The organism is Kluyvera ascorbata ATCC 33433 (assembly GCF_000735365.1).
Lineage (GTDB): Bacteria > Pseudomonadota > Gammaproteobacteria > Enterobacterales > Enterobacteriaceae > Kluyvera > Kluyvera ascorbata.
In genome coordinates this window covers 1-24,579 of sequence record NZ_JMPL01000061.1, presented here as the reverse complement: position 1 = coordinate 24,579, position 24,579 = coordinate 1, and the positions used below count along the sequence as shown (strand labels likewise).

Annotated in this window: 22 protein-coding genes; 7 read left to right on the top strand and 15 right to left on the bottom strand. The window is 55.7% G+C overall.

Features of this window, described 5'->3' with window-relative positions; translation table 11 throughout:
* Together GKAS_RS14725 and GKAS_RS14720 are read left to right on the top strand one after the other, a co-directional pair.
* Positions 1 to 472 (top strand): SadB/YajI family lipoprotein (locus GKAS_RS14725; RefSeq protein WP_035895157.1); only part of this gene is annotated, 472 nt, incomplete at its 5' end.
* A gap of 298 nt (positions 473 to 770) precedes the next feature.
* A complete protein-coding gene (locus tag GKAS_RS14720) occupies positions 771 to 1,634 on the top strand; it encodes a nucleoside-specific channel-forming protein Tsx (protein ID WP_035895152.1) in 864 nt (287 codons plus the stop codon).
* Between the two features lie 90 nt (positions 1,635 to 1,724).
* On the opposite strand, the gene GKAS_RS14715 is transcribed toward GKAS_RS14720, so the two are convergent.
* The 7 genes from GKAS_RS14715 to queA all read right to left on the bottom strand — a co-directional run bounded on the left by GKAS_RS14715 (position 1,725) and on the right by queA (position 8,051).
* The gene (locus tag GKAS_RS14715; RefSeq protein WP_035895150.1) at positions 1,725 to 1,832 is read right to left on the bottom strand and encodes a type I toxin-antitoxin system toxin Ldr family protein; all 108 of its coding nucleotides are present in this window, start codon (positions 1,830 to 1,832) and stop codon (positions 1,725 to 1,727) included.
* A 289-nt stretch (positions 1,833 to 2,121) separates the two neighbouring features.
* Positions 2,122 to 2,469 carry an HNH nuclease YajD gene (gene yajD, locus GKAS_RS14710; RefSeq protein ID WP_035895149.1) on the bottom strand — a complete coding sequence of 116 codons (348 nt, stop codon included), beginning with the start codon at positions 2,467 to 2,469 and terminating at the stop codon, positions 2,122 to 2,124.
* 116 nt (positions 2,470 to 2,585) lie between these two features.
* A complete protein-coding gene (gene secF, locus GKAS_RS14705; protein WP_035895147.1) occupies positions 2,586 to 3,557 on the bottom strand; it encodes a protein translocase subunit SecF in 972 nt (323 codons plus the stop codon).
* A 10-nt stretch (positions 3,558 to 3,567) separates the two neighbouring features.
* Positions 3,568 to 5,415: a protein translocase subunit SecD gene (secD, locus tag GKAS_RS14700; RefSeq protein ID WP_072011411.1), complete on the bottom strand. Its 1,848-nt coding sequence runs from the start codon at positions 5,413 to 5,415 to the stop codon at positions 3,568 to 3,570.
* A gap of 27 nt (positions 5,416 to 5,442) precedes the next feature.
* Positions 5,443 to 5,775: a preprotein translocase subunit YajC gene (gene yajC / locus GKAS_RS14695; RefSeq protein WP_035895145.1), complete on the bottom strand. Its 333-nt coding sequence runs from the start codon at positions 5,773 to 5,775 to the stop codon at positions 5,443 to 5,445.
* 22 nt (positions 5,776 to 5,797) lie between these two features.
* A complete protein-coding gene (tgt, locus tag GKAS_RS14690) occupies positions 5,798 to 6,925 on the bottom strand; it encodes a tRNA guanosine(34) transglycosylase Tgt (RefSeq protein ID WP_035895143.1) in 1,128 nt (375 codons plus the stop codon).
* A gap of 55 nt (positions 6,926 to 6,980) precedes the next feature.
* Positions 6,981 to 8,051, bottom strand: coding sequence for a tRNA preQ1(34) S-adenosylmethionine ribosyltransferase-isomerase QueA (gene queA / locus GKAS_RS14685; RefSeq protein WP_035895142.1), 1,071 nt, complete (start codon positions 8,049 to 8,051; stop codon positions 6,981 to 6,983).
* Between the two features lie 91 nt (positions 8,052 to 8,142).
* Between queA and acpH the strand changes: the two genes are divergently transcribed.
* Both acpH and GKAS_RS14675 read left to right on the top strand, forming a co-directional pair.
* Positions 8,143 to 8,724: an ACP phosphodiesterase gene (acpH, locus tag GKAS_RS14680; RefSeq protein ID WP_035895141.1), complete on the top strand. Its 582-nt coding sequence runs from the start codon at positions 8,143 to 8,145 to the stop codon at positions 8,722 to 8,724.
* Between the two features lie 169 nt (positions 8,725 to 8,893).
* Positions 8,894 to 9,496, top strand: a complete 603-nt coding sequence (locus GKAS_RS14675) for a peroxiredoxin (protein WP_035895140.1) — start codon at positions 8,894 to 8,896, stop codon at positions 9,494 to 9,496.
* Positions 9,497 to 9,620: 124 nt separating this feature from the next.
* Here GKAS_RS14675 and GKAS_RS14670 read toward each other — a convergent pair whose 3' ends face one another.
* Genes GKAS_RS14670 through GKAS_RS14660 form a run of 3 tightly spaced genes read right to left on the bottom strand, consistent with a single transcriptional unit; the run spans position 9,621 to position 12,754 of the window.
* Positions 9,621 to 11,489, bottom strand: a complete 1,869-nt coding sequence (locus GKAS_RS14670) for an amidohydrolase (protein ID WP_035895139.1) — start codon at positions 11,487 to 11,489, stop codon at positions 9,621 to 9,623.
* 20 nt (positions 11,490 to 11,509) lie between these two features.
* Positions 11,510 to 12,052, bottom strand: coding sequence for an antibiotic biosynthesis monooxygenase (locus GKAS_RS14665; protein WP_035895138.1), 543 nt, complete (start codon positions 12,050 to 12,052; stop codon positions 11,510 to 11,512).
* A gap of 60 nt (positions 12,053 to 12,112) precedes the next feature.
* Positions 12,113 to 12,754 carry a hydrolase gene (locus GKAS_RS14660; RefSeq protein WP_035895136.1) on the bottom strand — a complete coding sequence of 214 codons (642 nt, stop codon included), beginning with the start codon at positions 12,752 to 12,754 and terminating at the stop codon, positions 12,113 to 12,115.
* Positions 12,755 to 13,004: 250 nt separating this feature from the next.
* On the opposite strand from GKAS_RS14660, the gene GKAS_RS14655 reads away from it, so the two are divergent.
* Complete coding sequence (locus GKAS_RS14655; RefSeq protein ID WP_035895134.1) at positions 13,005 to 13,907, top strand: LysR family transcriptional regulator; 903 nt, start codon at positions 13,005 to 13,007, stop codon at positions 13,905 to 13,907.
* On the opposite strand, the gene malZ is transcribed toward GKAS_RS14655, so the two are convergent.
* From malZ to phoB, 5 genes are all read right to left on the bottom strand, one after another.
* The gene (gene malZ / locus GKAS_RS14650) at positions 13,901 to 15,721 is read right to left on the bottom strand and encodes a maltodextrin glucosidase (protein ID WP_181814580.1); all 1,821 of its coding nucleotides are present in this window, start codon (positions 15,719 to 15,721) and stop codon (positions 13,901 to 13,903) included. The genes GKAS_RS14655 and malZ overlap by 7 nt on opposite strands.
* A gap of 201 nt (positions 15,722 to 15,922) precedes the next feature.
* Entirely contained in the window at positions 15,923 to 17,275 is a 1,353-nt protein-coding gene (proY, locus tag GKAS_RS14645) for a proline-specific permease ProY (protein ID WP_035895154.1), read from the bottom strand.
* Between the two features lie 128 nt (positions 17,276 to 17,403).
* Positions 17,404 to 18,723, bottom strand: a complete 1,320-nt coding sequence (gene brnQ / locus GKAS_RS14640) for a branched-chain amino acid transporter carrier protein BrnQ (RefSeq protein ID WP_035895133.1) — start codon at positions 18,721 to 18,723, stop codon at positions 17,404 to 17,406.
* Between the two features lie 409 nt (positions 18,724 to 19,132).
* Positions 19,133 to 20,428: a phosphate regulon sensor histidine kinase PhoR gene (phoR, locus tag GKAS_RS14635; RefSeq protein ID WP_035895132.1), complete on the bottom strand. Its 1,296-nt coding sequence runs from the start codon at positions 20,426 to 20,428 to the stop codon at positions 19,133 to 19,135.
* Positions 20,429 to 20,449: 21 nt separating this feature from the next.
* The gene (phoB, locus tag GKAS_RS14630; protein WP_035895131.1) at positions 20,450 to 21,139 is read right to left on the bottom strand and encodes a phosphate response regulator transcription factor PhoB; all 690 of its coding nucleotides are present in this window, start codon (positions 21,137 to 21,139) and stop codon (positions 20,450 to 20,452) included.
* 191 nt (positions 21,140 to 21,330) lie between these two features.
* Here phoB and sbcD point away from each other — a divergent pair, with 191 nt between their 5' ends.
* Both sbcD and sbcC read left to right on the top strand, forming a co-directional pair.
* Positions 21,331 to 22,533, top strand: coding sequence for an exonuclease subunit SbcD (gene sbcD, locus GKAS_RS14625; RefSeq protein ID WP_035895130.1), 1,203 nt, complete (start codon positions 21,331 to 21,333; stop codon positions 22,531 to 22,533).
* On the top strand, positions 22,530 to 24,579 hold a 2,050-nt coding region (gene sbcC, locus GKAS_RS14620), incomplete at its 3' end, for an exonuclease subunit SbcC (RefSeq protein WP_035895129.1). The genes sbcD and sbcC, both read left to right, overlap by 4 nt.

Genomic DNA, 24,579 nt, shown 5'->3' with positions numbered 1-24,579 from the left:
CGAGGTGAAGCAGATGCATCAAAACATCAGCGCCCTCAGTACCGAGATGACGCAGCTCAATAAAGAGACGGTGAAAATCACTCAGCAAAATGCGCTGAATGCGAAATCAACGCGCGGTGTTTACCTGCTTCCTGGCGCGAACACGCCAGCACGCCTGAACAGCCAGATTGGTACGCTGCGCATGTCGTTACGCAATATCGCCGCTAACGCGCAGGGTACGGCGGTGACGCTGCGTATTCAGGGCGAGTCAAACGATGCGCTGCCAGCCTTCACCGGCACCGTTGAGTGGGGCCAGATTCAGGGTACGACCGAGCAGTATCAGGAGGTCAACGTGCAGAATCAGCTCTTCTCCGCCCCGGCGAGCGTGCTGGCGCCAAGCGATGTCGATATTCCGCTTCAGCTTAACGGCGTGACCCCGGAACAGCTTGGCTTCGTACGCATCCACGACGTTCAGCCTGCCAACGCGCAATAACATTTCAATCGAGGGAGAATGGTAACAACATTCTCTCTCAATTTCTGTCCTCTCCCCCTGCCTGAAACACATTTCGCGTATGTAAACATTTGCATTAATTCACTCCATCAGTACAATCGCGGCGTCTAAACTACGCAAACGTGAACGCAATCGATTACACGGTTGAAAAATGTGTGAACCATGACTGATTTTCGTGAGCAAGGATTCATATAATAGGCACGCAGAAACACGAAACATTTAGAAAAACTTCGGTGATAAAAATCACTCTCTTTCGATTTTTTTTATTAGTGGCAGAAATATGAAAAAAACATTATTAGCAGCCGGTGCTGCACTGGCGCTCTCCGCTTCTTTCACTGCTAACGCAGCGGGCGATTCTCAACCTCAGTATGTCTCCGACTGGTGGCATCAGAGCGTAAACGTGGTGGGTAGCTATCACACCCGCTTCTCACCGAAGCTGAACAACGACGTTTACCTGGAATATGAAGCATTTGCCAAAAAAGACTGGCTCGACTTCTACGGCTACATCGATATTCCTAAAACCTTTGACTGGGGTAACGGCAACGATAAAGGCGTATGGTCTGACGGTTCTCCTATGTTCATGGAAATCGAACCACGCTTCTCTATCGATAAGCTGACCGGCGCTGACCTGAGCTTTGGTCCGTTCAAAGAGTGGTACATCGCGAACAACTACATCTACGATATGGGTGACAACAAGGCTAGCCGCCAGAGCACCTGGTATATGGGGCTGGGTACCGATATCGACACCGGCCTGCCAATGGGTCTGTCCCTGAACGTGTATGCTAAATACCAGTGGCAGAACTATGGTGCCGCGAACGAAAACGAGTGGGATGGCTACCGCTTCAAAGTGAAATACTTTGTGCCAATCAGTGACCTCTGGGGCGGTAAGCTGAGCTACATCGGCTTCACCAACTTCGACTGGGGTTCAGATCTTGGCGACGAACCAAACCGTACCAGCAACTCTATCGCATCCAGCCACATCCTGGCGCTGAACTACGATCACTGGCACTACTCTGTCGTTGCCCGTTACTTCCATAACGGCGGTCAGTGGCAAGGCGGCAATACCCTGAACTGGGGCGAAGGCGACTTCAACGCGAAATCTACCGGTTGGGGTGGTTACCTGGTTGTAGGTTACAACTTCTAAGTTCGACACTGCAAAAAAGGCCAGAGGTTACCCCTCTGGCCTGTTTCGGGCGCATGCTGCCACGCAGGCGGCAGGTTTGCCCACCTCGCCTTATCTCTGACTATGCCACCAGCCTAAAAACAGACCTGTCGCAATACCGACCAGCGTTGGTGCTGCCAGATCGTGCCAGACAATAATGCAAACTTCCGTGAGCGTCATACAGCCGCCTTGGTTGCAATGGCAACGGTTCGCGGCTATCCTCAACTTGTCTAGGGTCAAGTTAGCCCCCGTTATGTTGCCGGTGAATACCGAACAATGTGCGGGGGTTTTCTCTTTCCAGCGACAAGGCCACCGGGGATCAAGCCCCCGCAACACTGCGCCTCACCGGAATAAACCGGCTTGCCGCTGATTCTACTCTGCTCATTGATTTCGACATGGCCTAAAAACGAAAAAATCCCGACCTTACGATCGGGATTCCAGTAACCATGTACGCGTTACATCACACCGGCTATTTCTTCTTATTCAGCATCGCTTTCAGGTCAGCGAACGGGTTGTAGGTCGCCTCGCCCACGTCTTTTTGCGCATCTTCCCCGGCCACGACCGTCGAACCGTACTGATCCGCCTCGGTGTACTTCGAGTGCTCATGATCGTGACAGAACAGGCACAGAAGCTCCCAGTTGCTGCCATCTTCCGGGTTATTGGTATGGTCGTGATCCATATGGTGAACCGTCAGCTCACGCAGGTTGGAATAGACGAACTCGCGCGAACAGCGTCCGCACACCCACGGGAACAGTTTCAGCGCTTTTTCACGGTAGCCGCTTTCCAGCCGCACGTAGTTTTTTGGGATGATGGCCATAATGACTCGATATGTCGTGTTCAAGGTAAGGGAATGCGCACAGTCTAAATGGGCAATAAAAAAGCCGCAACACCCTACGGCGTTGCGGCTTTTATTCGTGCCCTAAGTGCGGCAGATTACGGCAGAATTGACGGCTGATCCGCCCCTTCTTTCTCCACTTTCTGCTGCAGCATGTGCTCGCGTTTCATACCCAGCTTCAGCGCCAGCGCCGAGGCCACGTAGATAGACGATGCGGTACCGATGGAAACACCGATAAGCATAGTCAGCGAGAAGCCTTCCAGTACCGGACCACCGAAGAGATACAGCATCAGAATAACCACTAACGTCGTACCGGACGTAATCAACGTACGGTGCAGCGTCTGGGTCAGCGACACGTTAAAGATTTCGTATGGCGTACCGCGGCGAATCTTGCGGAAGTTTTCACGAATACGGTCAGATACCACGATACTATCGTTCAGTGAGTAACCGATAACCGACATCAACGATGCCACGATAGTCAGGTCAATCTCGATATGGAACAACGAGAGTATACCCGCAGTAATGATCACGTCGTGCGCCAGTGAGATAACCACACCCGCCGCCAGTCGCCACTCAAAGCGGAAACCGACGTACACCAGAATGGACAGCAAAGCCACCATCAGCGCCATCGCACCGGTTTGCGCCAGATCGGCGCCCACGCTTGGTCCGACGAATTCGATACGCTTAACGGCAGCATTCTGACTGGTGGCTTCGTTAATCACACTCAGCACTTTGCTACCCAGTACCTGGCCACCATCCGCACCTTTGGTTGGCGGCATACGTACCATAATGTCATGGCTGCTGCCGAAGTTCTGCAGAAGCGGATCAACGAAACCCGCTTTCTCCAGCGCATCGCGCATTAAGTCCATGTCCGCCGGTTTTTCCAGCGTAATTTCAATTACCGTACCGCCGGTGAAATCGAGACCCCAGTTAAACCCGCGTACGCCCATCACCACGATGGCCGCAATCAGCAGGAAACCCGAGATACCGAAAGCCCAGTAATCCCAGCGCATAAAGTCATAGACTTTACGGCCGTGGTTTAGTTGTTCAACGCTATATTCCTGTGCCACATCGCACTCCTCAGATTGACAGCTTTTTGACGCGCTTGCCGCCATACAACAGGTTTACGATGGCACGCGTACCGACAATCGCGGTAAACATCGACGTCGCCACACCGATACCGGTAGTAATCGCGAACCCTTTAATTGCCCCGGTGCCGACTGCATACAGGATCAAGACTTTAATCAGCGTCGTGATGTTCGCATCGAAGATGGAACTGAACGCGCCAGCATAGCCTTCGTTGATTGCCTGCTGTACCGAACGTCCGTTACTCAGCTCTTCTTTGATACGTTCGTTGATCAGTACGTTAGCATCGACGGCAACCGCAAGGGTTAACACAATCCCCGCGATACCCGGCATACTCAACGTCGCGCCCGGCAGCAGTGACATGATACCGACGATCAGTATCAGGTTAGCCAGCAGTGCGCTTGTCGCAATCAGACCGAACTTCTTATAGAAGACGAGCATGAACAGGATAGAGACCACCAGACCGGCCAGACACGCTTCCAGGCCCTGCTTGATGTTCTGCATACCCAAGGTTGGACCGATGGTACGTTCTTCAACAATCTGAATCGGCGCAATCAGCGCACCGGCACGCAGCAGCAGAGAGAGCTGACGCGCTTCGTTCGGGTTGCTGATACCGGTAATACGGAAGCTGTTACCCAGGCGAGACTGGATGTTGGCGATGTTAATCACCTCTTCCTGTTTCACCAGAATGGCGCGACCGTTAGCATCTTTCTTACCGCTGTCTTTGTACTCCACGAACAGGGTCGCCATCGGCTTACCGATGTTGTCCTTGGTGAAGTTAGACATGATGTTACCACCCGCGCTATCGAGCGAGATGTTAACCTGCGGCTGGTTGTACTCGTCCTGGCTTGAAGTGGAGTCGGTGATATGGTCACCGGTCAGGATCACACGCTTGTACAGCACAACCGGCTGGCCTTCACGGGTGTCTTTCACTTCAGAGTCGCCCGGCACGCGGCCAGATGCGGCAGCAGCCTGGTCAACGTTGGTGTTTACCAGACGGAATTCCAGGGTTGCAGTGGCGCCCAGAATTTCTTTCGCACGCGCGGTGTCCTGAATACCAGGCAGCTCAACCACGATGCGGTCAGCACCCTGGCGCTGAACCACTGGCTCAGCAACGCCCAGCTGGTTTACACGGTTACGCAGAATGTTAATGTTCTGCTGAACGGCGTATTCACGGGCTTCGCTCAGGCGAGCATCGGTCATCACCGCACGCAGCGCGGTGCTACCCTGGCTGGAAATCACCAGATCCTGATGACGCTTGCTCAGATAAGAGACGGCTTCATCACGCGCATTGCTGTCACGGAAAGCGATGCTCAGACCGTAGTTGTCTTCTTTGCGAACGGTAGTATAAGGAATGCCTTTTTCACGCAGGTCACTGCGCAGGCTATCGATATTTTGTTCCTGCAGTTTGCCCAGCGCAGTGTCCATATCCACTTCCATCAGGAAGTGCACACCACCACGCAGGTCAAGACCGAGCTTCATTGGCTCTGCGTTAATCGCAGCCAGCCAGCGCGGCGTTGCCGGAGCAAGGTTAAGCGCCACGACGTATTTGTCACCCAGCACGTTTACCAGCGCTTCACGCGCACGCAGCTGGATGTCGGTGGTGTCGAAGCGCGCAAGAATAGCGCCCTCTTCCAGTGCCACAGACTTAGCGGTAATTTTTTCTTCTTGTAACGTTTTCTGGACCTGGATCAGCGTTTGCTCACTGGCGGCGACACCGCGCACGCCAGTGATTTGAACGGCCGGATCCTCACCATACAGGTTGGGAAGCGCATACAGCAGGCCGACGACAATCACGACGACCAGCATGACATACTTCCACAAAGGATAACGGTTTAACACGGCAGTTCCCTTTGGGAAAACGAATTATTACAGCGCCTTCATGGTGCCTTTCGGCAGAACGGCAGCTACGAAGTCACGTTTGATAACCACTTCAGTGGTGTCGTTCAGTGCGATAGCAATGTAGCCAGTTTCTGCTACTTTGGTCACACGACCAACCAGGCCACCGTTAGTCAGCACTTCATCGCCTTTCGCGATGGAGTTCATCAGGTTTTTATGTTCTTTGGTACGTTTTTGCTGTGGACGCAGGATCATGAAATAGAAGATCAGGCCGAAAACCACCAGCATCAGAATCAGAGACATCGGGCTGCCCTGCGACGGAGCCCCGGTTGCTGCTACCGCATCAGAAATAAAAAAGCTCATTCAAATTCCCTCATTATTAAAATTAATCAACGTTCAAAGGTGGAACGGTACGCCCCTGGCGTTGGTAGAAATCGGTCACGAAGCTCTCTAATTTACCCTCTTCGATAGCCTTGCGTAAACCAGCCATTAAGCGCTGATAGTAGCGAAGATTATGAATGGTATTGAGGCGCGCACCCAGTATTTCGTTGCAACGGTCAAGATGATGCAAGTATGCACGCGAATAATTGCGACAGGTGTAGCAATCACACTCGGCATCAAGCGTGCTGGTATCGCTCTTATGTTTGGCATTACGGATTTTCACCACACCGTCGGTCACAAACAGATGACCGTTACGGGCGTTACGCGTTGGCATAACGCAGTCAAACATATCGATACCGCGACGAACGCCTTCAACCAGGTCCTCTGGTTTGCCGACGCCCATCAGGTAACGCGGTTTGTCAGCAGGGATCTGCGGGCAAACGTGCTCCAGGATACGGTGCATGTCTTCCTTCGGCTCACCTACCGCCAGGCCGCCGACAGCGTAGCCATCAAAGCCAATCTCCACCAGACCTTTGACGGAGATATCACGTAAATCTTCGTAAACGCTGCCCTGAATGATGCCAAAAAGCGCATTTTTGTTGCCGATGCCATCAAAACGGTCGCGGCTACGTTTGGCCCAACGCAGAGACATCTCCATGGAGCGCTTAGCGTAGTCCCAATCCGCCGGGTACGGCGTACATTCGTCGAAAATCATCACGATATCGGAGCCGAGATCGTACTGAATTTCCATCGATTTTTCTGGATCGAGGAAGATCGGGTCGCCGTTAATTGGGTTGCGGAAGTGCACGCCCTGCTCGGTGATTTTGCGGATATCGCCCAGGCTGAAGACCTGGAAACCGCCGGAATCGGTCAGGATTGGGCCTTTCCACTGCATGAAATCATGCAGGTCGCCGTGCAGCTTCATGATTTCCTGACCCGGGCGCAGCCACAGGTGGAAGGTGTTGCCGAGAATGATTTGCGCGCCGGTCGCTTCCACTTCTTCCGGCGTCATGCCTTTAACGGTGCCGTAGGTACCTACCGGCATAAAGGCAGGCGTTTCCACTACGCCACGATCAAAAACCAGGCGGCCGCGGCGGGCGCGACCGTCTGTGGTGTCCAGTTCAAATTTCATCTTCACTCCTGCGTCAGAAAAACAGTCCGACGTTTTAAACACTCATGCCGGAAATTTATTCCCCGACACGCTCAGAAATAGCCTGCGGATTGTACGTGATAAACATGGCATCACCGTAACTAAAAAAGCGATATTTTTGTTCTACAGCAGCCTTATAGGCGTTCATGGTGTGCTGATAACCGGCAAAAGCGGACACCAGCATAATCAGCGTAGATTCCGGCAGGTGGAAGTTGGTGACCAGCGCATCAATCACCTGGTATTGGTAGCCTGGGAAAATAAAGATTTGCGTGTCGCCGAAGAACGGCGCAATCAGCTCATCTTTTGCCGCCTGCGCCGCGCTTTCCAGCGAGCGAACGGAGGTGGTACCGACCGCAATCACGCGGTTGCCGCGAGCTTTCGCCGCCAGCACTGCATCCACCACCTCTTGCGGCACTTCCGCGTATTCGGAGTGCATGATGTGGTCTTCAATGCTGTCAACGCGCACCGGCTGGAAGGTACCCGCGCCCACGTGCAGCGTGACAAACGCCATCTCGACGCCTTTCTCGCGAAGCTTCGCCAGCAGCGGTTCGTCGAAATGCAGGCCCGCGGTCGGTGCCGCAACGGCACCCGGTTTTTCGCTGTACACGGTCTGATACAGCTCGCGGTCGGCGTCTTCGTCCGGACGGTCGATGTACGGCGGCAGCGGCATGTGGCCGATAGCGTTCAGAATGTCCAGCACGCTGCGTTCGTCGTCGAATTCAACTTCAAACAGCGCGTCATGGCGAGCGACCATTGTTGCTTTAATGCTTTCATCATCGCCCAGCAGCAGCTCGGCACCAGGCTTCGGCGCTTTAGAAGCGCGAATATGTGCCAGAATACGTTTATCATCCAGCATACGCTCGACCAGCACTTCAATCTTGCCGCCGCTGGCTTTACGGCCAAACAGGCGCGCCGGGATCACGCGGGTATTATTAAAGACCAGCAGATCGCCAGGGTTGAGCTTATCGAGCAAATCGGTGAAAGTACCGTGCGTCAGCGCGCCCGTCGGCCCGTCCAGCGACAGCAAGCGACAGCTGCTACGCTCGGCTTGCGGATAGTGGGCAATCAGGGATTCTGGTAGTTCAAAGGAGAAATCGGCAACGCGCATGACTGTGACTCTGGGCTTAATAATGAGGCGGGTAGTCTAGTGCCGGGGAGACATCCCTGCAACCCTTACCCCTCTGGATAAACGTTTAACAATGAATTTTCTCGCTCACCTGCACCTTGCTCACCTCGCCAATAGCTCGCTTTCGGGAAATCTGCTGGCGGATTTTGTTCGCGGTAACCCAGGGCAAGATTATCCGGCCGCCATCGTTGACGGCATCCATATGCATCGCCGTATTGACGTGATGACCGACAATTTGCCGCAGGTAAAAGAAGCGCGTGAATGGTTCCGCCCCGAAACGCGCCGCGTGGCACCCATTACCCTCGACGTGATGTGGGACCATTTCCTTTCCCGCCACTGGGGCCGTATTTCACCGGACATCGCGTTACCGGACTTTACCCGCTATGCCCGTGCCGAAGTCACCACGATTCTTCCGGATGCGCCAGCACGCTTTCTCACGCTGAACGAGCACCTGTGGACGGAACGCTGGCTGGAGCGGTACGCCGAGATGGATTTTATCCAGCGGGTACTGAACGGCATGGCCAGCCGTCGGCCGAAGCTCGATGCGCTGCGCGACTCCTGGCATGACCTCGACGCGCACTATGATGCGCTGGAGACCCGTTTCTGGCAGTTCTATCCGCAGATGATGGCGCAGGCGAAAAACAAAACGCTGTAGGACTTGCATCGGGCCACGGAACGGCTATGCTTATTCCTTTGATAAAATAATAATTGATAGGTGAATCCTATCTTATTAATCGTCATAGTCTTTTTGTGTTCCCCGCTTACCCTCCCTATACTGGCCCGCGTTGCGTTCCATTAACCTTATAAATTCAAAGGAGAACCCCATGGTTCTGGTTACTCGTCAAGCGCCTGACTTCACCGCAGCAGCGGTACTGGGCAACGGTGAAATCGTTGAGAAATTCAATTTCAAACAGCACACCCAGGGTAAAGCCACCGTTCTGTTCTTCTGGCCGATGGATTTCACCTTCGTCTGCCCGTCCGAGCTGATTGCCTTCGACAAACGTTACGAAGAGTTCCAGAAGCGCGGCGTTGAAGTGGTTGGCGTTTCTTTTGACTCTGAGTTCGTCCACAACGCATGGCGTAACACCCCTGTCGACAAAGGTGGCATCGGTGCAGTGAAATACGCAATGGTTGCCGACGTTAAGCGTGAAATTCAGAAAGCTTACGGTATCGAACACCCGGACGAAGGCGTTGCGCTGCGCGGCTCCTTCCTGATCGACGCTAACGGCGTGGTTCGCCACCAGGTCGTTAACGACCTGCCGCTGGGTCGTAACATCGACGAAATGCTGCGTATGATTGATGCGCTGCAGTTCCACGAGCAGCACGGCGAAGTGTGCCCGGCGCAGTGGGAAAAAGGGAAAGAAGGCATGAACGCGTCTCCGGACGGCGTTGCTAAGTACCTGAGCGAGAACGTTTCCAGCCTGTAATCGGCTGACGTTCCGACAAAAAAAGGCTCGCATTGCGCGAGCCTTTTTTGTTTCCCCTAAGTCAGCGATGACTCGCCCGGACTACATCCTGTAGCCGGCCAAGCGAAGCGCCGCCGGGATCGTTTTAGAACGAGAAGCAAGAACAGCCCAGCGCGCCCCAGAAGGCACGGTCATCCGATACCGGAATACCGGACTGGCGCGCAATATCGTGCTGATGCCCGTGCACGCCGCAGCTGCCGCAGCACTGATGCATCTGCACCACTGCACCAATATGCTCTGAGCCCGGAGGCGCGGAGCGATAGTGGCCCGGCACTTTCACCACCGGTGACCAGTCCGGCACCACCGGAATCGACGGCGGGGCGATCGGCGTGAAGTGTCCGGCGGCGTAGACTACGCGGCCATCAACAATCGTCATCACCGACTCAATGCCTTTGATCTCTTCTTCCGGCACACTGAAGTAGTCCTTCGACAGCGCCACCAGATCCGCCAGTTGCCCAGCAGCAATGCGGCCTTTTTTGCCCTGCTCGCTGGAGAACCAGGCGCTACCCGCCGTCCACAGTTCCAGCGCCACATCGCGCGGCAGACGGTTTTCATCATCATACATCGCCATGCCGCCGACGGTACGCCCGGAAACCAGCCAGTACAGCGCCGTCCACGGGTTGTAGCTCGCCACGCGGGTGGCGTCCGTCCCCAGACCGACAGGCACCTCCATCTCCAGCATTTTCGCCACCGGCGGCGTGTGTTTCACCGCATCTTTGCCATAGCGATCGACGAAATACTCGCCCTGGAAGGCCATACGATGCTGCACCGCAATCCCGCCGCCCAGCGCCTTCACGCGCTCAATGTTGCGCTCGGTGATGGTCTCGGCGTGGTCAAAGAACCAGTGCAGACCGTTGAACGGAATATCACGGTTAACCTTCTCGAACACATCCAGCATGCGGCTGATCGACTCGTCGTAGGTGGCGTGAAGGCGGAACGGCCAGCGATGCTCAACCAGATGACGGACGACGCGTTCAAGTTCATCTTCCATACCCGGCGGCAGATCCGGGCGCGGCTGCAGGAAATCTTCAAAGTCAGCCGCCGAGAAGACCAGCATCTCGCCTGCACCGTTAGCACGGTAGAAATCGGTACCCTGCCCCGGTTTCAGCATATCGGTCCAGCGTTCGAAATCCTCAACTTCCTGCTTCGGACGCTGGGTAAACAGGTTATAAGCAATGCGGATGGTCATCTGCTTATTGGCATGCAGCTGCTCAATAATTTCGTAATCTTCCGGGTAGTTCTGGAAGCCGCCGCCCGCATCAATGGCGCTGGTCAGCCCCAGTCGGTTCAGCTCGCGCATAAACTGGCGGGTGGAGTTGACCTGCATCTCCAGCGGCAGCTTCGGCCCCTTCGCCAGGGTCGCGTAGAGGATCATGGCGTTGGGTTTGGCAATCAGCATCCCGGTCGGGTTGCCGTTGTTATCGCGGACAATCTCACCGCCCGCTGGAGCCTGCGTATCCTTGGTGTAGCCCACCGCCTTCAGCGCGGCGCGGTTGAGCAGGGCGCGGTCGTAGAGGTGCAGGACGAACACCGGCGTATCCGGCGCGGCATCGTTAAGCTCCTGCAGCGTCGGCATCCGGCGTTCGGCAAACTGGAACTCACTCCAGCCCCCTACCACGCGCACCCACTGCGGCGACGGCGTACGATCGGCCTGCTCTTTGAGCATGCGCAGCGCATCCGCCAGCGACGGTACGCCTTCCCAGCGCAGCTCCAGGTTGTAGTTCAGCCCGCCGCGAATGAGGTGCAGGTGCGAGTCGTTAAGGCCAGGGATCACCGTGTGCCCGTGAAGATCAACAATCTGCGTGCCTTCACCCGCGTAGGACAGCATCTGCGCGTCGCTACCGACGGCGAGAATTTTGCCATCAGCGATGGCCACCGCTTCGGCGATGGGCTGTTGCGGGTCAAGAGTGTGAATCTGCCCCTGCGTTAAAATCAGGGTAGCGGTTTGTGACATAGCGTTCTCCTCGCGTCGATTCAGGCTTTTTTCAGCCAACCGGCAAACAGGCGGGTCACGATGGGCATCCAGAACCAGACCACCAGCGCGACCACACAAGCATCATTAATAAAATGCAGTAACAGGGTTCCCTTTAACGACGGCAGCAGCGCGCCGGTAATCGCGGGGACCAGGTTAGTACTGGGGAAAATCACCAGCAGCGTTATCAGAAACTGTTTCCAGCGCTTTGGCTGGCGAACGTTAGCGGCAGGCGGGGTGAACCAGAAAGCGGCTTCGGTGCGCACCTCGGTGCGGTCGCCGTCCCCCAGAACCGGGGCGATTTCCTCCACCAGCTTGCGTCGCACGTCAGACTGGGTCCAGGCGTAGAGGTGCTCGATGGTGTCGAAGCGGATGATAATATTCCAGGCCGTCTGTCCATCGACCGGACGAATAACGTTGGCGCCCAGATGACCGGGATAGCTAGCGGCAATAGGCATAATTTCGCCAAGCCAGGCTTCGTACTGCGCAACGTGTTCGGGACGAATAGCGTGGGTAATAACCAGCGTGACATGCTTTTGCGTCATGAAGATGGGTTCCTTGCGCTTGCAAACCGGCGGGGTCGACGCCCCACCGGGTCGCGGACCTTAAGCTTTGCGCTCTGGCGCGCCGTGCACCATGGTATAGGCATAGTCCACGCCCATCCCGTACGCACCGCTGTGTTCACGCACCAAATCCATTACCGCGTCGTAAGTTTCTTTGCGTGACCAGTCGCGCTGGTACTCAAGCAGCACCTGCTGCCAGGTCACCGGCACCGCACCAGCCTGCACCATGCGGTCGATAGAACGCTCGTGGGCATCAACAGAGGTGCCGCCGGAGGTATCAGTCACGACATAAACTTCATATCCCGCTTCCAGCGCCATCAGTGCCGGGAAGGTCAGGCAAACTTCAGTCCACAGCGCCGAGATAATCAGTTTTTTACGCCCGGTCGCTTCTACCGCTTTCACAAAAGCAGCGTCTTCCCAGGAGTTCATTGAAGTACGTTCGATAGGCTTAACGTCAGGATGAACAGCGAGTAATTCTGGCCAGATATAACCGCTAAAACTTTTCGTTTCGACGGAAGTGTAAATTACCGGAACATTAAATATTTTACCGGCCTTCGCTAATGCTACGGTGTTATTTTTCAGCGTCTGGCGATCAATATTCGCCACCCCGAATGACATTTGTGGCTGATGGTCAATAAAAATAAGCGCAGAGTTTTGAGGGTCAATCAGTTCCCGGATAGACATAACACACCTTCTTAATCAATAAGTTAAAAGGCAACGGTCTTAAACTGCCGTCAGCAGCAGGATCCTGAATCAGAAAGCTTGTTGAGTATAGCGGGAAATTTCTAACGAGTTATTAAAGAAAACTTACCATCCCGTGACGGTAATAAATCAGCATCAAAAAAATGCGACAGTTTTATCTAATTTATTCACTGGCTTTGTTTTTCGCTATTCGTTACAACGTAGTGGTTTAATTTTCAGGATATTTTTTATTATGCGACTCAATCTGGACGTACTGCTCATTCTTGATGCCCTTGATAAACACGGGTCTTTCGCCGCCGCCGCTGATTCGCTGTTCAAAACGCCCGCCGCGCTTAGCTATATGATTCAAAAGCTGGAAAGCGACCTGGAAATTACGTTGCTGGACCGCTCCGGGCATCGGGCTAAATTTACCGATACCGGACGAATGGTGCTGGAAAAGGGCCGCCTGCTGCTCAACGCGGCAAAAGATCTGGAAAAACAGGCGGTACAGCTGACTTCTGGCTGGGAGAAAGAGCTGGCGATTGCGCTGGACGACTCGTTTCCCTTTACCGCGCTATTGCCGACGATCGACGCCTTTTACGCCCTGAATAAACAAACGCGCCTTAACTTTACCCATCATACGCTGGCCGGTTCCTGGGAAGAACTCACCCATAACGGCGCGGATATTATCCTCGGTGCGATTAACGAACCGCCCACCTCCGCCGCCTGGTCGTATCGTATGCTCGGCACGCTGGATAACGTGTTTGTGGTCGCGCCAAGTCACCCGCTGGCCACCGCGTCAGAGGGCTTAACCAACGAGCAGCTCTGTTTACATCGCGCGGTAGTGATAAGCGATAGCGCGCGGGTATGCCATCCCTTGCAGACCAACCTGATGGATGAACAGCCACAGATTCGCGTTGACGATTTTCACAGTAAGGTGACGCTGCTGCGCGCCGGTATGGGCTGCGGATTCCTCCCCCGCCATATTGCCAGCCCGTGGCTGGCGACAGGAGAGTTAGTGGAGAAAACGGTAAACTCGTTTCGGCAAAAAGACGTCGCCTATATGGCCTGGCGCAACGGCAGCGACGGGCTCGCCCAGCGCTGGTGGCGTGAAACCCTGCTCGCCAGCGCTGAAATTCGCCGTCTCTATCAGTGACCGGTCCACACCGACGCGGAGATATCCGGTAGCGTCAAGCGCATCCCCTCAAGCTGCGCATCGCCCTCCCGGCGCTGCCAGTGAGCCACGTGCAGCAACGGGGAGTCAGAGAGCGTGACGTCGCAGGCTTCCCCACGGTTAATCGCCACCAGCACGCGCTCTGCACCAAGCACGCGCAGGAACACCACCACGTCTCCCGCCGCATAGAGCACCTGGCAAGCGCCATGGCGCAGCGCAGGCGTCGCTTTACGCAACGCAGCCAGACGCTGGTAGAGCGCCAGCAGATTTTTATCCTGCTTGCTTTCATCCCACGGGAATGGCTTGCGGCAGAGCGGGTCGTTATCGCCGTCCAGCCCCACTTCATCGCCATAGTAGATACAGGGCACGCCGGGCCAGCTAAACAGCCAGACCACCGCCAGCGGCAGACGCGCCACATCACGACCCAGCAGCGATTTAAAACGCGCCGTATCGTGGCTATCAAGCTGGTTAAACATCCGTAGCTGCTGCTGATGCGACAGCCCGGCGCGGTAGTCTTCCATCCACGCAATACAGGTTTGTGCATCAATCTTCTGCGGGTCGTAGGAGATATCGGTATTCGCAAGGAATCCCCACAGCGGGAAGGTAAAGCCGCGATAGTTCATCGCCGCATCTTCCGCATCCTGCTGTAACCACTGACGCGCATCGCCAAAATGTTCGCCGAGCACGTAGGCGTCCGGTCGCGTGGCTTTCGCCGCCTGGGTTATCCCTGCCACATGCTTCAGGTTGTTCTTTGCGCCACCCGCTTCGCCGAGCATGTGCACCACGTCCAGTCGCCAGCCATCCATATTCCACGGCGCTTTCAGCCAGTGGCGAACGATGCTGTCTTCACCGCCGTAGATTTCGTCAATCAGCGCCTGAGACCGGTAATCCAGCTTCGGCAGGCTCGCGTAGCCTAACCAGTCGAGCGCTTTACCCTCTGGTGAGAAGCTGTAATGGTCGCGCCACGGAGAGTCCGGGTGATAGCAGGCCCCGTTCGGTGTGCGGTTGTGGCGGTCAAACCAGGCGTGGGTATCACCGCTGTGGTTAAACACGCCATCGAGGACGAGGCGCATCCCCTCGCGCTGGGTGTTATGGCGCAAGCGCAGCAGTGCGTCGTTGCCGCCGAACTGTGGGTCGACCTGACGATAATCTTCAGTATCGTACTTGTGTACGCTGGGTGCGGTAAACACCGGGTTCAGGTACAGCGCGGTGACGCCAAGCGCTTTCAGGTACGGCAGTTTTTCGCTGATACCGTCGAGGTCGCCGCCGTAAAAGGTCGAGCCACCCGCTTCGGCAGTGAGAGGGTCATCCCAATCGCGCAGGACGATGTCGTGCCCGGCGGCGTGATGATGGTAGACCTTATCCTGCTGGTCGCTGCGCGATGGGCTGCGGGCGAAACGGTCCGGGAAAATCTGATAGAAAACCTGTTCGGTCACCCACTGCGGGCCAGCGTCCGGGCAGTCAAAGGCAAAGAGTTCAAGCTTGGCCGGTGGAAAGGCGCTAAAGCCTTTTGGCGAAAACCACTGCTGGCGGTCATCCCACAGCAGCTTAAAGGCGTAACGGCGACGCGGCTGGCCTTCATGCAGGCTGATTTCCGCGCGCCATTGCACGATATCGCGGCTCGGCGCTTTTCCGCTGCGGCGCATCGGTAGCGCCATCTCTTCGTTATCGACTTCCGAGCGCATCGTCACCCGCTGCGGCAGATCATCGCCACGAAGCCACAGCGTGATAATGAGTTTGTCCTGTTGCTGTTTAATAAAGGGAGCAACAGGAAGGTGCCAGGCATTCAACATCATCTATCCCCTATCCTCAAAGTGAGCTCACCTTGCCATACGACTATTGCACCCTACTCATCTTTTGAACATTTTTGTAGGGAGGAGGACGGGGGCGGAGAATAGAGAGGCAAAAACGTTGTAACCAGGCCAAGCGAAATGGTGCCGGTAAAGCTCCCGGAGTCGGTGCTGACGCACCGACTCCGGGCTACTTGATAGAGCAGATTATTTGCGGCGACGGGTTTTAAATGCCCAGCCGACTAACAGCAGCAAGATCCACGCAAAGCCGACGTACAGCGAAATACGCGTGTCCGGGTGATAACCAATCAGCGCGATGATAAAGACCAGGAAGACGATACCGACAATCGTTGTCGCCACGCCGCCAGGCACTTTAAACTTCAGCGCTTTGATTTCATCAGCCGACAGGCGGCGACGGAAAGCCACCTGCGAGAGCAGAATCATAATCCACACCCACACCGTCGCGAAGGTCGCCAGCGACGCAATCACCAGGAAGACGTTTTCCGGCATGATGTAGTTGAGGTAAACCGCAAACAGCAGCGCGATGGTCATCACCATCACCGTCACCCACGGAATACCGCGGCGGGACGTTTTAGCGAATACCTTCGGTGCGCTACCCTGCTCCGCCATCCCGTGCAGCATACGACCCACGCCGAACACGTCGGAGTTAATCGCCGACAGCGATGCCGTCAGGACCACAAAGTTGAGGATGCTGGCCGCGAAGGTGATCCCCAGATGCTGGAAGGTCATCACAAACGGGCTACCGTTGGTACCAACCTGGTTCCACGGATAAATAGACATAATGACGAACAGCGTACCCACGTAGAACACCAGAATACGCATCGGCACGGAGTTAATCGCGCGCGGAATCGAAGTCTCAGGGTCTTTCGCTTCACCGGCGGTAATACCGATAATTTCGATACCGCCGTAGGCAAACATCACCATCTGCAGCGACATCACCATGCCAAGCCAACCGTTGCTAAAGAAGCCGCCGTTGCTCCACAGGTTATGAATACCCGTCGGCTGTCCGCCATTGCCAATACCCCAGATGATGATGCCAAAACCGGCGATAATCATGATGATAATGGTGGCAACTTTGAAGAACGAGAACCAGAACTCCAGCTCACCGAACACCTTCACGCTCATCAGGTTGATGGCGCAGATAATCAGCACCACGCTGAGTACCCATATCCAGTGCGGCACCGCCGGGAACCAGACGCCCATATAGATACCAAAGGCGGTCACATCCGCAATGGCTACAATCAGGATCTCAAAGCAGTAGGTCCAGCCTGTGATGTAGCCCGCCAGCGGGCCCAGGTTATCCTGCGCGTAGCGAGAGAAGGAGCTTGCAGACGGGTTATGCACGGACATTTCGCCCAGCGCACGCATGATGATATACGCGGCAACGCCGCCAATAATGTAGGCCAGCAGAACGCTTGGCCCGGCCATCTTGATCGCATCGGCGGAGCCGTAGAACAGCCCCGTACCAATGGCCGATCCGAGGGCCATAAAGCGAATGTGTCGGGTGCTTAACCCGCGCTTCAGCTTGTTGTTTTCCATCGTTTCCAGTGCCATGTCATACCCATCATCATCGCGCCGCAGCGCGAACGACTTAGGTGAAAGTACCCAAAATAAAAAACCACGGAACATCACGTTCCGTGGTTAAAACACCTTGATGTCAACGCCGGTTAGTGGGCGCTTGATGTCACCTGACGACCTGCGGTGCGGTCCCAGATTATGGCCAGAACCGCCATCACAACCGTCGGCATCAGCCATGCAAGGCCTTGCTCGGCCAGCGGTAAACGGGTCGTCCACGCTGGCAGCACATCTGCAAAGGCAGAGGCTTTGATGCCGTCAAGGATACCAAATACCAGACTGATAAACATCGGTGGTGCAATAACGCGGCCCGAATTATGCCACCAATTGCGGGTAAAACTCAGCACTACGAGTGCGATACATGGCGGATAAATCGCGGTCAGCACCGGAATGGAGATTTGAATCAGGTGGCTCAGCCCCAGATTCGACACCGCCATCGAGAACAGGCCGAGGATAAAGACCAGTGAACGGTAGGAGAACGGCAGGTACTGCGCAAAGAACTCAGCGCACGCACAGGTCAGGCCCACCGCCGTCACCAGACAGGCGATGAAGATCAATGCCGCCAGCAGGAAGCTGCCCGCGCCACCGAAGGTGTGCTGTACGTATGCGTGCAGAATTGCTGCACCGTTCGCGTTCTGATCGACAAGCGTCGCGCTGTCTGAACCCAGGCGGAACAGCGCCAGATACAGCAGCGTCAGGCCCACGCCGGCCATCAGGCCAGCCCAGATGGTATAACGGGTCAGCAGACGTGCTTCGGTCACACCGCGGGAACGCGCGGCGTTAACGATAACGATACCAAACACCATCGCACCCAGCGTATCCATGGTCAGATAGCCGTTCACAAAGCCGTTTGAGAACGCCGCGGTTTCATAGGCCTCCATCGCGTGGCTGATAGGGCCAGCTGGCCACATCACGGCAGCAACGGACAGCACAATCAGCGCCAGGATTTTCAGCGGCGCCAGGAAATTACCCACGGTATCCAGCAGTTTGCCCGGATAGAGCGACACCAGAATCACCAGCGCGAAGTAGACAACGCTGTAGATAAACAGCGGCAGTTCACCGCTGCCGGTCAGCGGCGCGATACCAATTTCAAACGACACGGTCGCGGTACGCGGGGTCGCAAACAGCGGGCCAACCGCCAGGTAGCAGACCGTAGCGAGCAGTACGCCCGCCACTTTACCAATTGGCGTGCTCAGGCTATCGACGCCGCCGCCCACTTTCGCCAGCGCGACGACGGTCAGCACAGGCAGACCTACCGCAGTAATCAGGAAGCCGATAGCCGCAGTCCAGACGTGTGGACCGGCCTGCAAGCCAACCATAGGAGGGAAAATGATGTTGCCTGCGCCAACAAACAACGCGAAGGTCATAAAGCCCAGAGCGATGATGTCACGCGATTTTAATTGATGGGTCATATGTAACTACAGCCTGTGGATGTGGTGTTGTAAAACAAATTTATTGTGTCAGCGCCTGTGGAATGATGCAGAGGAAACTGACAATAAACTCAGCGGGATATGCTCCCTTCGCGGCGTAGAGAAGAATAGTTTTTTGATTTACCGCGTATATATAGTCTGTTTACGACTGCATGGGGGCCAATTTAAACGCTTATAACGTTTTAAAGCAACACGGGATCGAAAAACCAGATGATTATATTGATAGTGAAAAAATAAGCAGACGGATTAACTGGATTTAAGAAAAACATCCGGCTAATCATGCGAACAAAAAATAATCAGACGTTCGTAAATCACGCGGGAGTTACTTGACTGCAAAGCAAACAGACCAGCCGAGGCTGGTCTGTGGAAAGTTAAGCTGACAAGCGTGAAATTACTCGCTATTTTTGGCAATTAAACGTTCCGGCAGCAGAAAGCTGAAACACGAACCTTTGCCGAGCTCACTGGTAATATCTAATCGGCTATCGTGATGATTAACCGCATGTTTAACAATTGCCAGCCCCAAACCGCTACCGCCGGTCTGCCGTGAACGCGCTTTATCCACGCGATAAAAACGCTCGGTCAGCCTTGGCAGATGCTCAGGCGAAATTCCCGGTCCGTTGTCCTCCACGCTGAACAATGCCCCGTGCGGCGCATGCTGCCAGCGCACGGTAATCAGCGTCCCTTCCGGCGTATGATTCACCGCGTTGTAGACCAGATTCGACATCGCGCTACGCAGCTGATCCTCATTGCCCAGCACTTTTAACGTCTCATCAATTTCAAAATGGAACTGATGCTTATGCTGACTGAGCGTTTGCGCCTCGCGCTCGACTACCCGCAGCATCATCGGCACATCAATTTTTTCATTGAGCGCCAGCGTCGGTGAAGCCTCAATCTTAGAGAGCGTCAGGAGTTGGCGCACCAGCCCTTCCATCCGCTGCGTCTGCTCACGCATGGTGTGCAACGCTTTTTCACGCACGTTCCCTTCCAACACCTGCTCCTGCATCATCTCCAGATAGCCCTGCAACACGGTTAGCGGCGTGCGCAGTTCATGGCTAACGTTGGCAAAGAAGTTGCGTCGAGCGCCTTCCAACTGGTGCATCTGCGTCACATCACGCGCCACCATCAAAAGCTGACGGTCGGTGTAGGGCATGACGCGGATCTCCAGATGGCGACCGCTGTTCAGCACCAGATGCAGTGGTTTTAAGAACTCACGTTTTTTGAGGTGTTGGGTAAATTCGGGGTAGCGCAGCAGGTTGAGGATGTTTTGCCCGCTATCGTCGGGCCAGCGAAGCCCCAGCAGCTGCTGGGCCAGGCCATTACACCAGAAAATAGCGCCCTCTTCGGTGGTGAGCACCACCGCATCCGGCAGCGACTCCGCGCCGCTGCGAAAACGCTTAATCAGATTACCCAGTTCGCGGCGGCGTTTTTTATTACGCAACTGCATCTGGTTGAGCCCGTACAGCAAGGGCTCCCAGCTACCGCGTCCCGGCGGCGGGGTCATACTTCTGTCAACCCAAAGCCACCATGAAAGTCGCAGTAAATTCCAGAAATGCCAGATAAGCAGCCCGGTCACCGCCGCCAGTAAAAACCACGGCAGATAACCAAAAATCAGTCCCAGTATCACGGCCGGGAGACAGCATAACACCAGCTCCAGTACCAGCCTTTTCCATGACAGCCGTTCCAGCACGCGTCACACTCCTGTCAAAATTTAGAAACGGGCGGAAAAACGATAACCCGTGCCGCGAACGGTTTGCACCATGCGGTCATGACCACTGTGTTCCAGCGCTTTACGCAGACGACGGATATGCACGTCGACGGTACGGTCTTCAACATAAACGTTAGTGCCCCAGACGTGGTTCAGCAGCTGTTCACGGCTGTAAACGCGCTCCGGGTGCGTCATAAAGAAGTGCAGCAGTTTAAATTCGGTTGGGCCCATGTCCAGCGGGTTTTCACCGGTCATCACGCGATGAGAGGTCGGGTCAAGGCTCAGCCCCTGCATCTCAATCACCTCTTCCACCGCCATCGGCGAAATGCGGCGCATCACCGCTTTAATGCGGGCGACCAGCTCTTTTGGTGAGAATGGCTTGGTAATGTAATCGTCAGCGCCCGTTTCCAGACCACGCACGCGGTCTTCTTCTTCACCGCGAGCGGTGAGCATCACCACCGGAATGTCACGCGTCAGCGCTTCACGTTTGATATGCTTAATAAATTGCAGTCCCGAACCGCCCGGTAACATCCAGTCGAGCAGAATAAGGTCGGGCCAGGGTTCATTCAGTTTACTGACAGCGGTGTCGTAGTCTTCAGCTTCTACCGGCTGGAAACCATTTTGTTCCAGTACGAAGCAGACCATCTCGCGGATTGGCGCTTCATCTTCAACGACCAGAATACGTCTTGCCATTATTTGCCCTGTTTTTAGACATCAGTATTATATACGGCGTCATTATGCGTCAGATTTATGACAGATTTATGAAAAACATGACCGTTAGATGATCGCGGTTTGCCGTTTATGACACTGCCGAAACGCGCTCATCGACCTCAACGTAGGCTGATGTTTATAATCAACTTTACGCCACTTCTCACGGAACCGCTATGCGCATCATCCACACATCGGACTGGCACCTCGGCCAGAACTTCTACAGCAAGAGCCGCGCGGCTGAACATGAGGCTTTTCTGCACTGGCTGCTCGCGACCGCCGAAACCGAACGAGTCGATGCCATTATTGTGGCGGGCGATATCTTCGATACCGGCTCCCCGCCGAGCTACGCGCGAGAACTGTACAACCGATTTGTGGTTAATCTGCAACAAACCGGCTGCCATCTGGTCGTGCTGGCGGGCAACCACGACTCTGTGGCTACGCTGAATGAATCCCGCGATATCCTTTCATTTCTGAATACCACGGTGATCGCCAGCGCGGGCCATGCCCCCTTTATCCTGAACCGCCGCGACGGCACGCCCGGCGCGGTATTCTGCCCGGTGCCGTTCCTGCGCCCGCGCGACATCATAACCAGCCAGGCCGGGCTTTCCGGCAGCGAAAAAGTCCAGCAGGTACTGGCGAGCATTACCGATTATTACCAGTTGCAGTACCAGCAAGCCTGCACGCTACGCGGTGACGCCACGCTGCCGATTATTGCCAGCGGTCATTTGACGACCGTCGGTGCCAGCAAAAGTGACGCGGTACGCGACATTTATATTGGCACACTGGACGCGTTTCCGGCGCAAAACTTCCCGCCGGCCGACTACATCGCGCTGGGCCATATTCACCGGGCGCAGAAAATCGGCGGCAGCGAGCATATTCGCTACAGCGGTTCGCCTATCGCCCTCAGTTTTGATGAAACCGGCAAAGCCAAAAGCGTCAATCTGGTGAGCTTCGCCGACGGCAAGCTTTCCGAGGTCACACCGCTTACCGTTCCGATTGCTCAACCGCTGGCGGTGATCAAAGGCGATTTTGACACAATCAGCGCCCAGCTCGCCGAATGGCGCGATGCTGCCGCAGAGCCGAGCACCTGGCTGGATATCGAAATCACCAGCGATGAATACCTGCATGATATTCAACGTAAAATTCAGGTTATCACCGATGACCTGCCGGTAGACGTGCTGCTGGTGCGCCGCAGTCGCGAACAGCGCCAGCGCATTCTGGCAAGCCTTGAGCGCGAGACCTTGAGCGAGCTGAGCGTCGAAGAGGTATTTCAGCGTCGTTTGTCGCTTGAAACGCTGGAGGAGGAGCAGCAGCAGCGTCTGCATGCGCTGTTTAATGACACGCTCCAGAGCCTTGGCGAGGAGGAACAGCCATGAAAATTCTCAGCCTGCGTCTGAAAAACCTCAACTCGCTAAAAGGCGAGTGGAAAATCGATTTCACCCAGGAGCCGTTTGCCAGCAACGGTCTGTTTGCCATTACCGGCCCCACCGGCGCGGGCAAAACCACGCTGCTGGACGCCATCTGCCTGGCGCTGTACCACAAAACGCCGCGCCTAAGTAACGTCTCCCAGTCACAAAACGACCTGATGACCCGCGACACCGCCGAGTGTCTGGCGGAAGTGGAGTTTGAAGTTCAGGGCGTGGCCTATCGCGCTTTCTGGAGCCAAAACCGCGCCCGCAACCAGCCGGACGGTAACCTGCAAGCGCCACGCGTCGAGCTGGCACGCTGCGATGACGGGCAGATTCTGGCGGACAAAGTGAAAGACAAGCTGGAGATGACGGCTTCGCTGACCGGTCTCGACTACGGCCGCTTTACCCGCTCAATGATGCTCTCTCAAGGCCAGTTTGCCGCCTTCCTGAACGCCGAACCGAAAGAGCGTGCCGAACTGCTGGAAGAGCTGACCGGCACCGAAATTTACGGCCAGATCTCTGCGCAGGTATTTGAAAAACATAAACACGCGCGCGGCGAGCTGGAAAAACTTCAGGCGCAGGCCAGCGGCGTGGTGCTGCTGAGCGAAGAGCAGCAGCAGACCTTGTCACAGAGTTTGCAGGCGCTTACTTCTGACGAACAGCAGTGGCAACAGCAACACACCCAGGCCGCCCAGCATCAGCAGTGGCTGGTTCGCCAACAGGAACTTGAGCAGGACGAACGGACTCATCAGCAGGCGCTGATTGCCGCAAAACAGGCGCTGGAAGCCGCCAAGCCGCAGCTCGCCACGCTCAGCCGGGCGCAGCCAGCCGAGGCATTACGCCCGCGTTGGGTCCAGCTACAGGAGCAAGCCGCCACGGTGGCAAAAACCCACCAACTGACAGAGCAAGTAAATACTCGCTTACATGATTCTCGCCGCCTTCGCGACCGTATCCGCCTGAGCGCCGAACGGCAGGCCACCTCGCTCCAGCACACGCAAACCCAGATTCAGCAGTGGCTTCAGGAACATGATCATATCCAGCATTGGCAGGGAGAACTGACCGGCTGGCGCAGCGCCTTTAGCCAACAGGCTCGCGAACGCGCTCAGATAGAATCCTCCGCGCAACGTTTGAAGGATCTGGAGAAACAGTTCGCTCAACTGCCGCCGTCAGCCTTAACGCTGACTCAGGAAGAGGTTGCCGGACACATTGCGCAGCACGCAGCCACCCGCCCGCTGCGCCAGCAATTGAGCGCGCTGCATACCCAGTTCATCCCACTTCAATCGCGCCGCCAGCAGCTTCTGCACGCCCAGCAGCAGCGCCAGCAGCAGCTGGAGAAACTGAACGCCGGACTTACCCAGCTTCGTCAGACCTATAAAGAGAAAAAGCAGCAGCGCGACGACGTTAATGCCATCTGCGAACTGGAGGCGACCATCGTCCGCCTCGAGGCCGAGCGCGCGCGTCTACAGCCAGGCGCACCCTGCCCGCTGTGCGGCTCCACCAGCCACCCGGCGCTTGCGGAATATCAGGCGCTGACTCCAGATGCCAACAAAGCTCGCCGTGACGCGCTGGAAAAAGAGGTCGCTCATCTGGCGGAAGAAGGCGCCACGCTGCGCGGCCAGCAGGCCGCACTGGAAAAACAGCAGCAGCAAGAAAATACGGAGCTAGAGACGCTTTCTGAGCTAGATCAAGCACTTACATCACAGTGGCAAACCGTCATTCAAGGGTTGAATATCACGCTGCAGCCCGCTGACGACATCAACGGTTGGCTCGCCGCCCAGGACGAGGCAGAACAGCAGCGCTATCACTACAGCCAGCGCCTGACGCTCGACGCGCAAATTCGCGAGCTTCGCGCCCAACAAACCCAATTGCGCGATGAACTCGCTCAACGCGCCGCCGCGCTGACCCAAACGTTCTCCGCTTTCGGCCTTGCCCCTGCGCAACCAGGCGAAGAGAGCCAGTGGCTGGCCTCCCGTGAAGCGGATACCCAGCGCTGGCAACAGCAGCAAAAACAGC

Excerpts from the sequence above, each read along its gene's own strand:
- GKAS_RS14720 (WP_035895152.1), top strand. The coding sequence starts at position 771 with ATGAAAAAAACATTATTAGCAGCCGGTGCTGCACTGGCGCTCTCCGCT.
- GKAS_RS14715 (WP_035895150.1), bottom strand. The coding sequence starts at position 1,832 with ATGACGCTCACGGAAGTTTGCATTATTGTCTGGCACGATCTGGCAGCA.
- yajD (WP_035895149.1), bottom strand. The coding sequence starts at position 2,469 with ATGGCCATCATCCCAAAAAACTACGTGCGGCTGGAAAGCGGCTACCGT.
- yajC (WP_035895145.1), bottom strand. The coding sequence starts at position 5,775 with ATGAGCTTTTTTATTTCTGATGCGGTAGCAGCAACCGGGGCTCCGTCG.
- tgt (WP_035895143.1), bottom strand. The coding sequence starts at position 6,925 with ATGAAATTTGAACTGGACACCACAGACGGTCGCGCCCGCCGCGGCCGC.
- queA (WP_035895142.1), bottom strand. The coding sequence starts at position 8,051 with ATGCGCGTTGCCGATTTCTCCTTTGAACTACCAGAATCCCTGATTGCC.
- acpH (WP_035895141.1), top strand. The coding sequence starts at position 8,143 with ATGAATTTTCTCGCTCACCTGCACCTTGCTCACCTCGCCAATAGCTCG.
- GKAS_RS14675 (WP_035895140.1), top strand. The coding sequence starts at position 8,894 with ATGGTTCTGGTTACTCGTCAAGCGCCTGACTTCACCGCAGCAGCGGTA.
- GKAS_RS14670 (WP_035895139.1), bottom strand. The coding sequence starts at position 11,489 with ATGTCACAAACCGCTACCCTGATTTTAACGCAGGGGCAGATTCACACT.
- GKAS_RS14665 (WP_035895138.1), bottom strand. The coding sequence starts at position 12,052 with ATGACGCAAAAGCATGTCACGCTGGTTATTACCCACGCTATTCGTCCC.
- GKAS_RS14660 (WP_035895136.1), bottom strand. The coding sequence starts at position 12,754 with ATGTCTATCCGGGAACTGATTGACCCTCAAAACTCTGCGCTTATTTTT.
- GKAS_RS14655 (WP_035895134.1), top strand. The coding sequence starts at position 13,005 with ATGCGACTCAATCTGGACGTACTGCTCATTCTTGATGCCCTTGATAAA.
- malZ (WP_181814580.1), bottom strand. The coding sequence starts at position 15,721 with ATGATGTTGAATGCCTGGCACCTTCCTGTTGCTCCCTTTATTAAACAG.
- proY (WP_035895154.1), bottom strand. The coding sequence starts at position 17,275 with ATGGAAAACAACAAGCTGAAGCGCGGGTTAAGCACCCGACACATTCGC.
- brnQ (WP_035895133.1), bottom strand. The coding sequence starts at position 18,723 with ATGACCCATCAATTAAAATCGCGTGACATCATCGCTCTGGGCTTTATG.
- phoB (WP_035895131.1), bottom strand. The coding sequence starts at position 21,139 with ATGGCAAGACGTATTCTGGTCGTTGAAGATGAAGCGCCAATCCGCGAG.
- sbcD (WP_035895130.1), top strand. The coding sequence starts at position 21,331 with ATGCGCATCATCCACACATCGGACTGGCACCTCGGCCAGAACTTCTAC.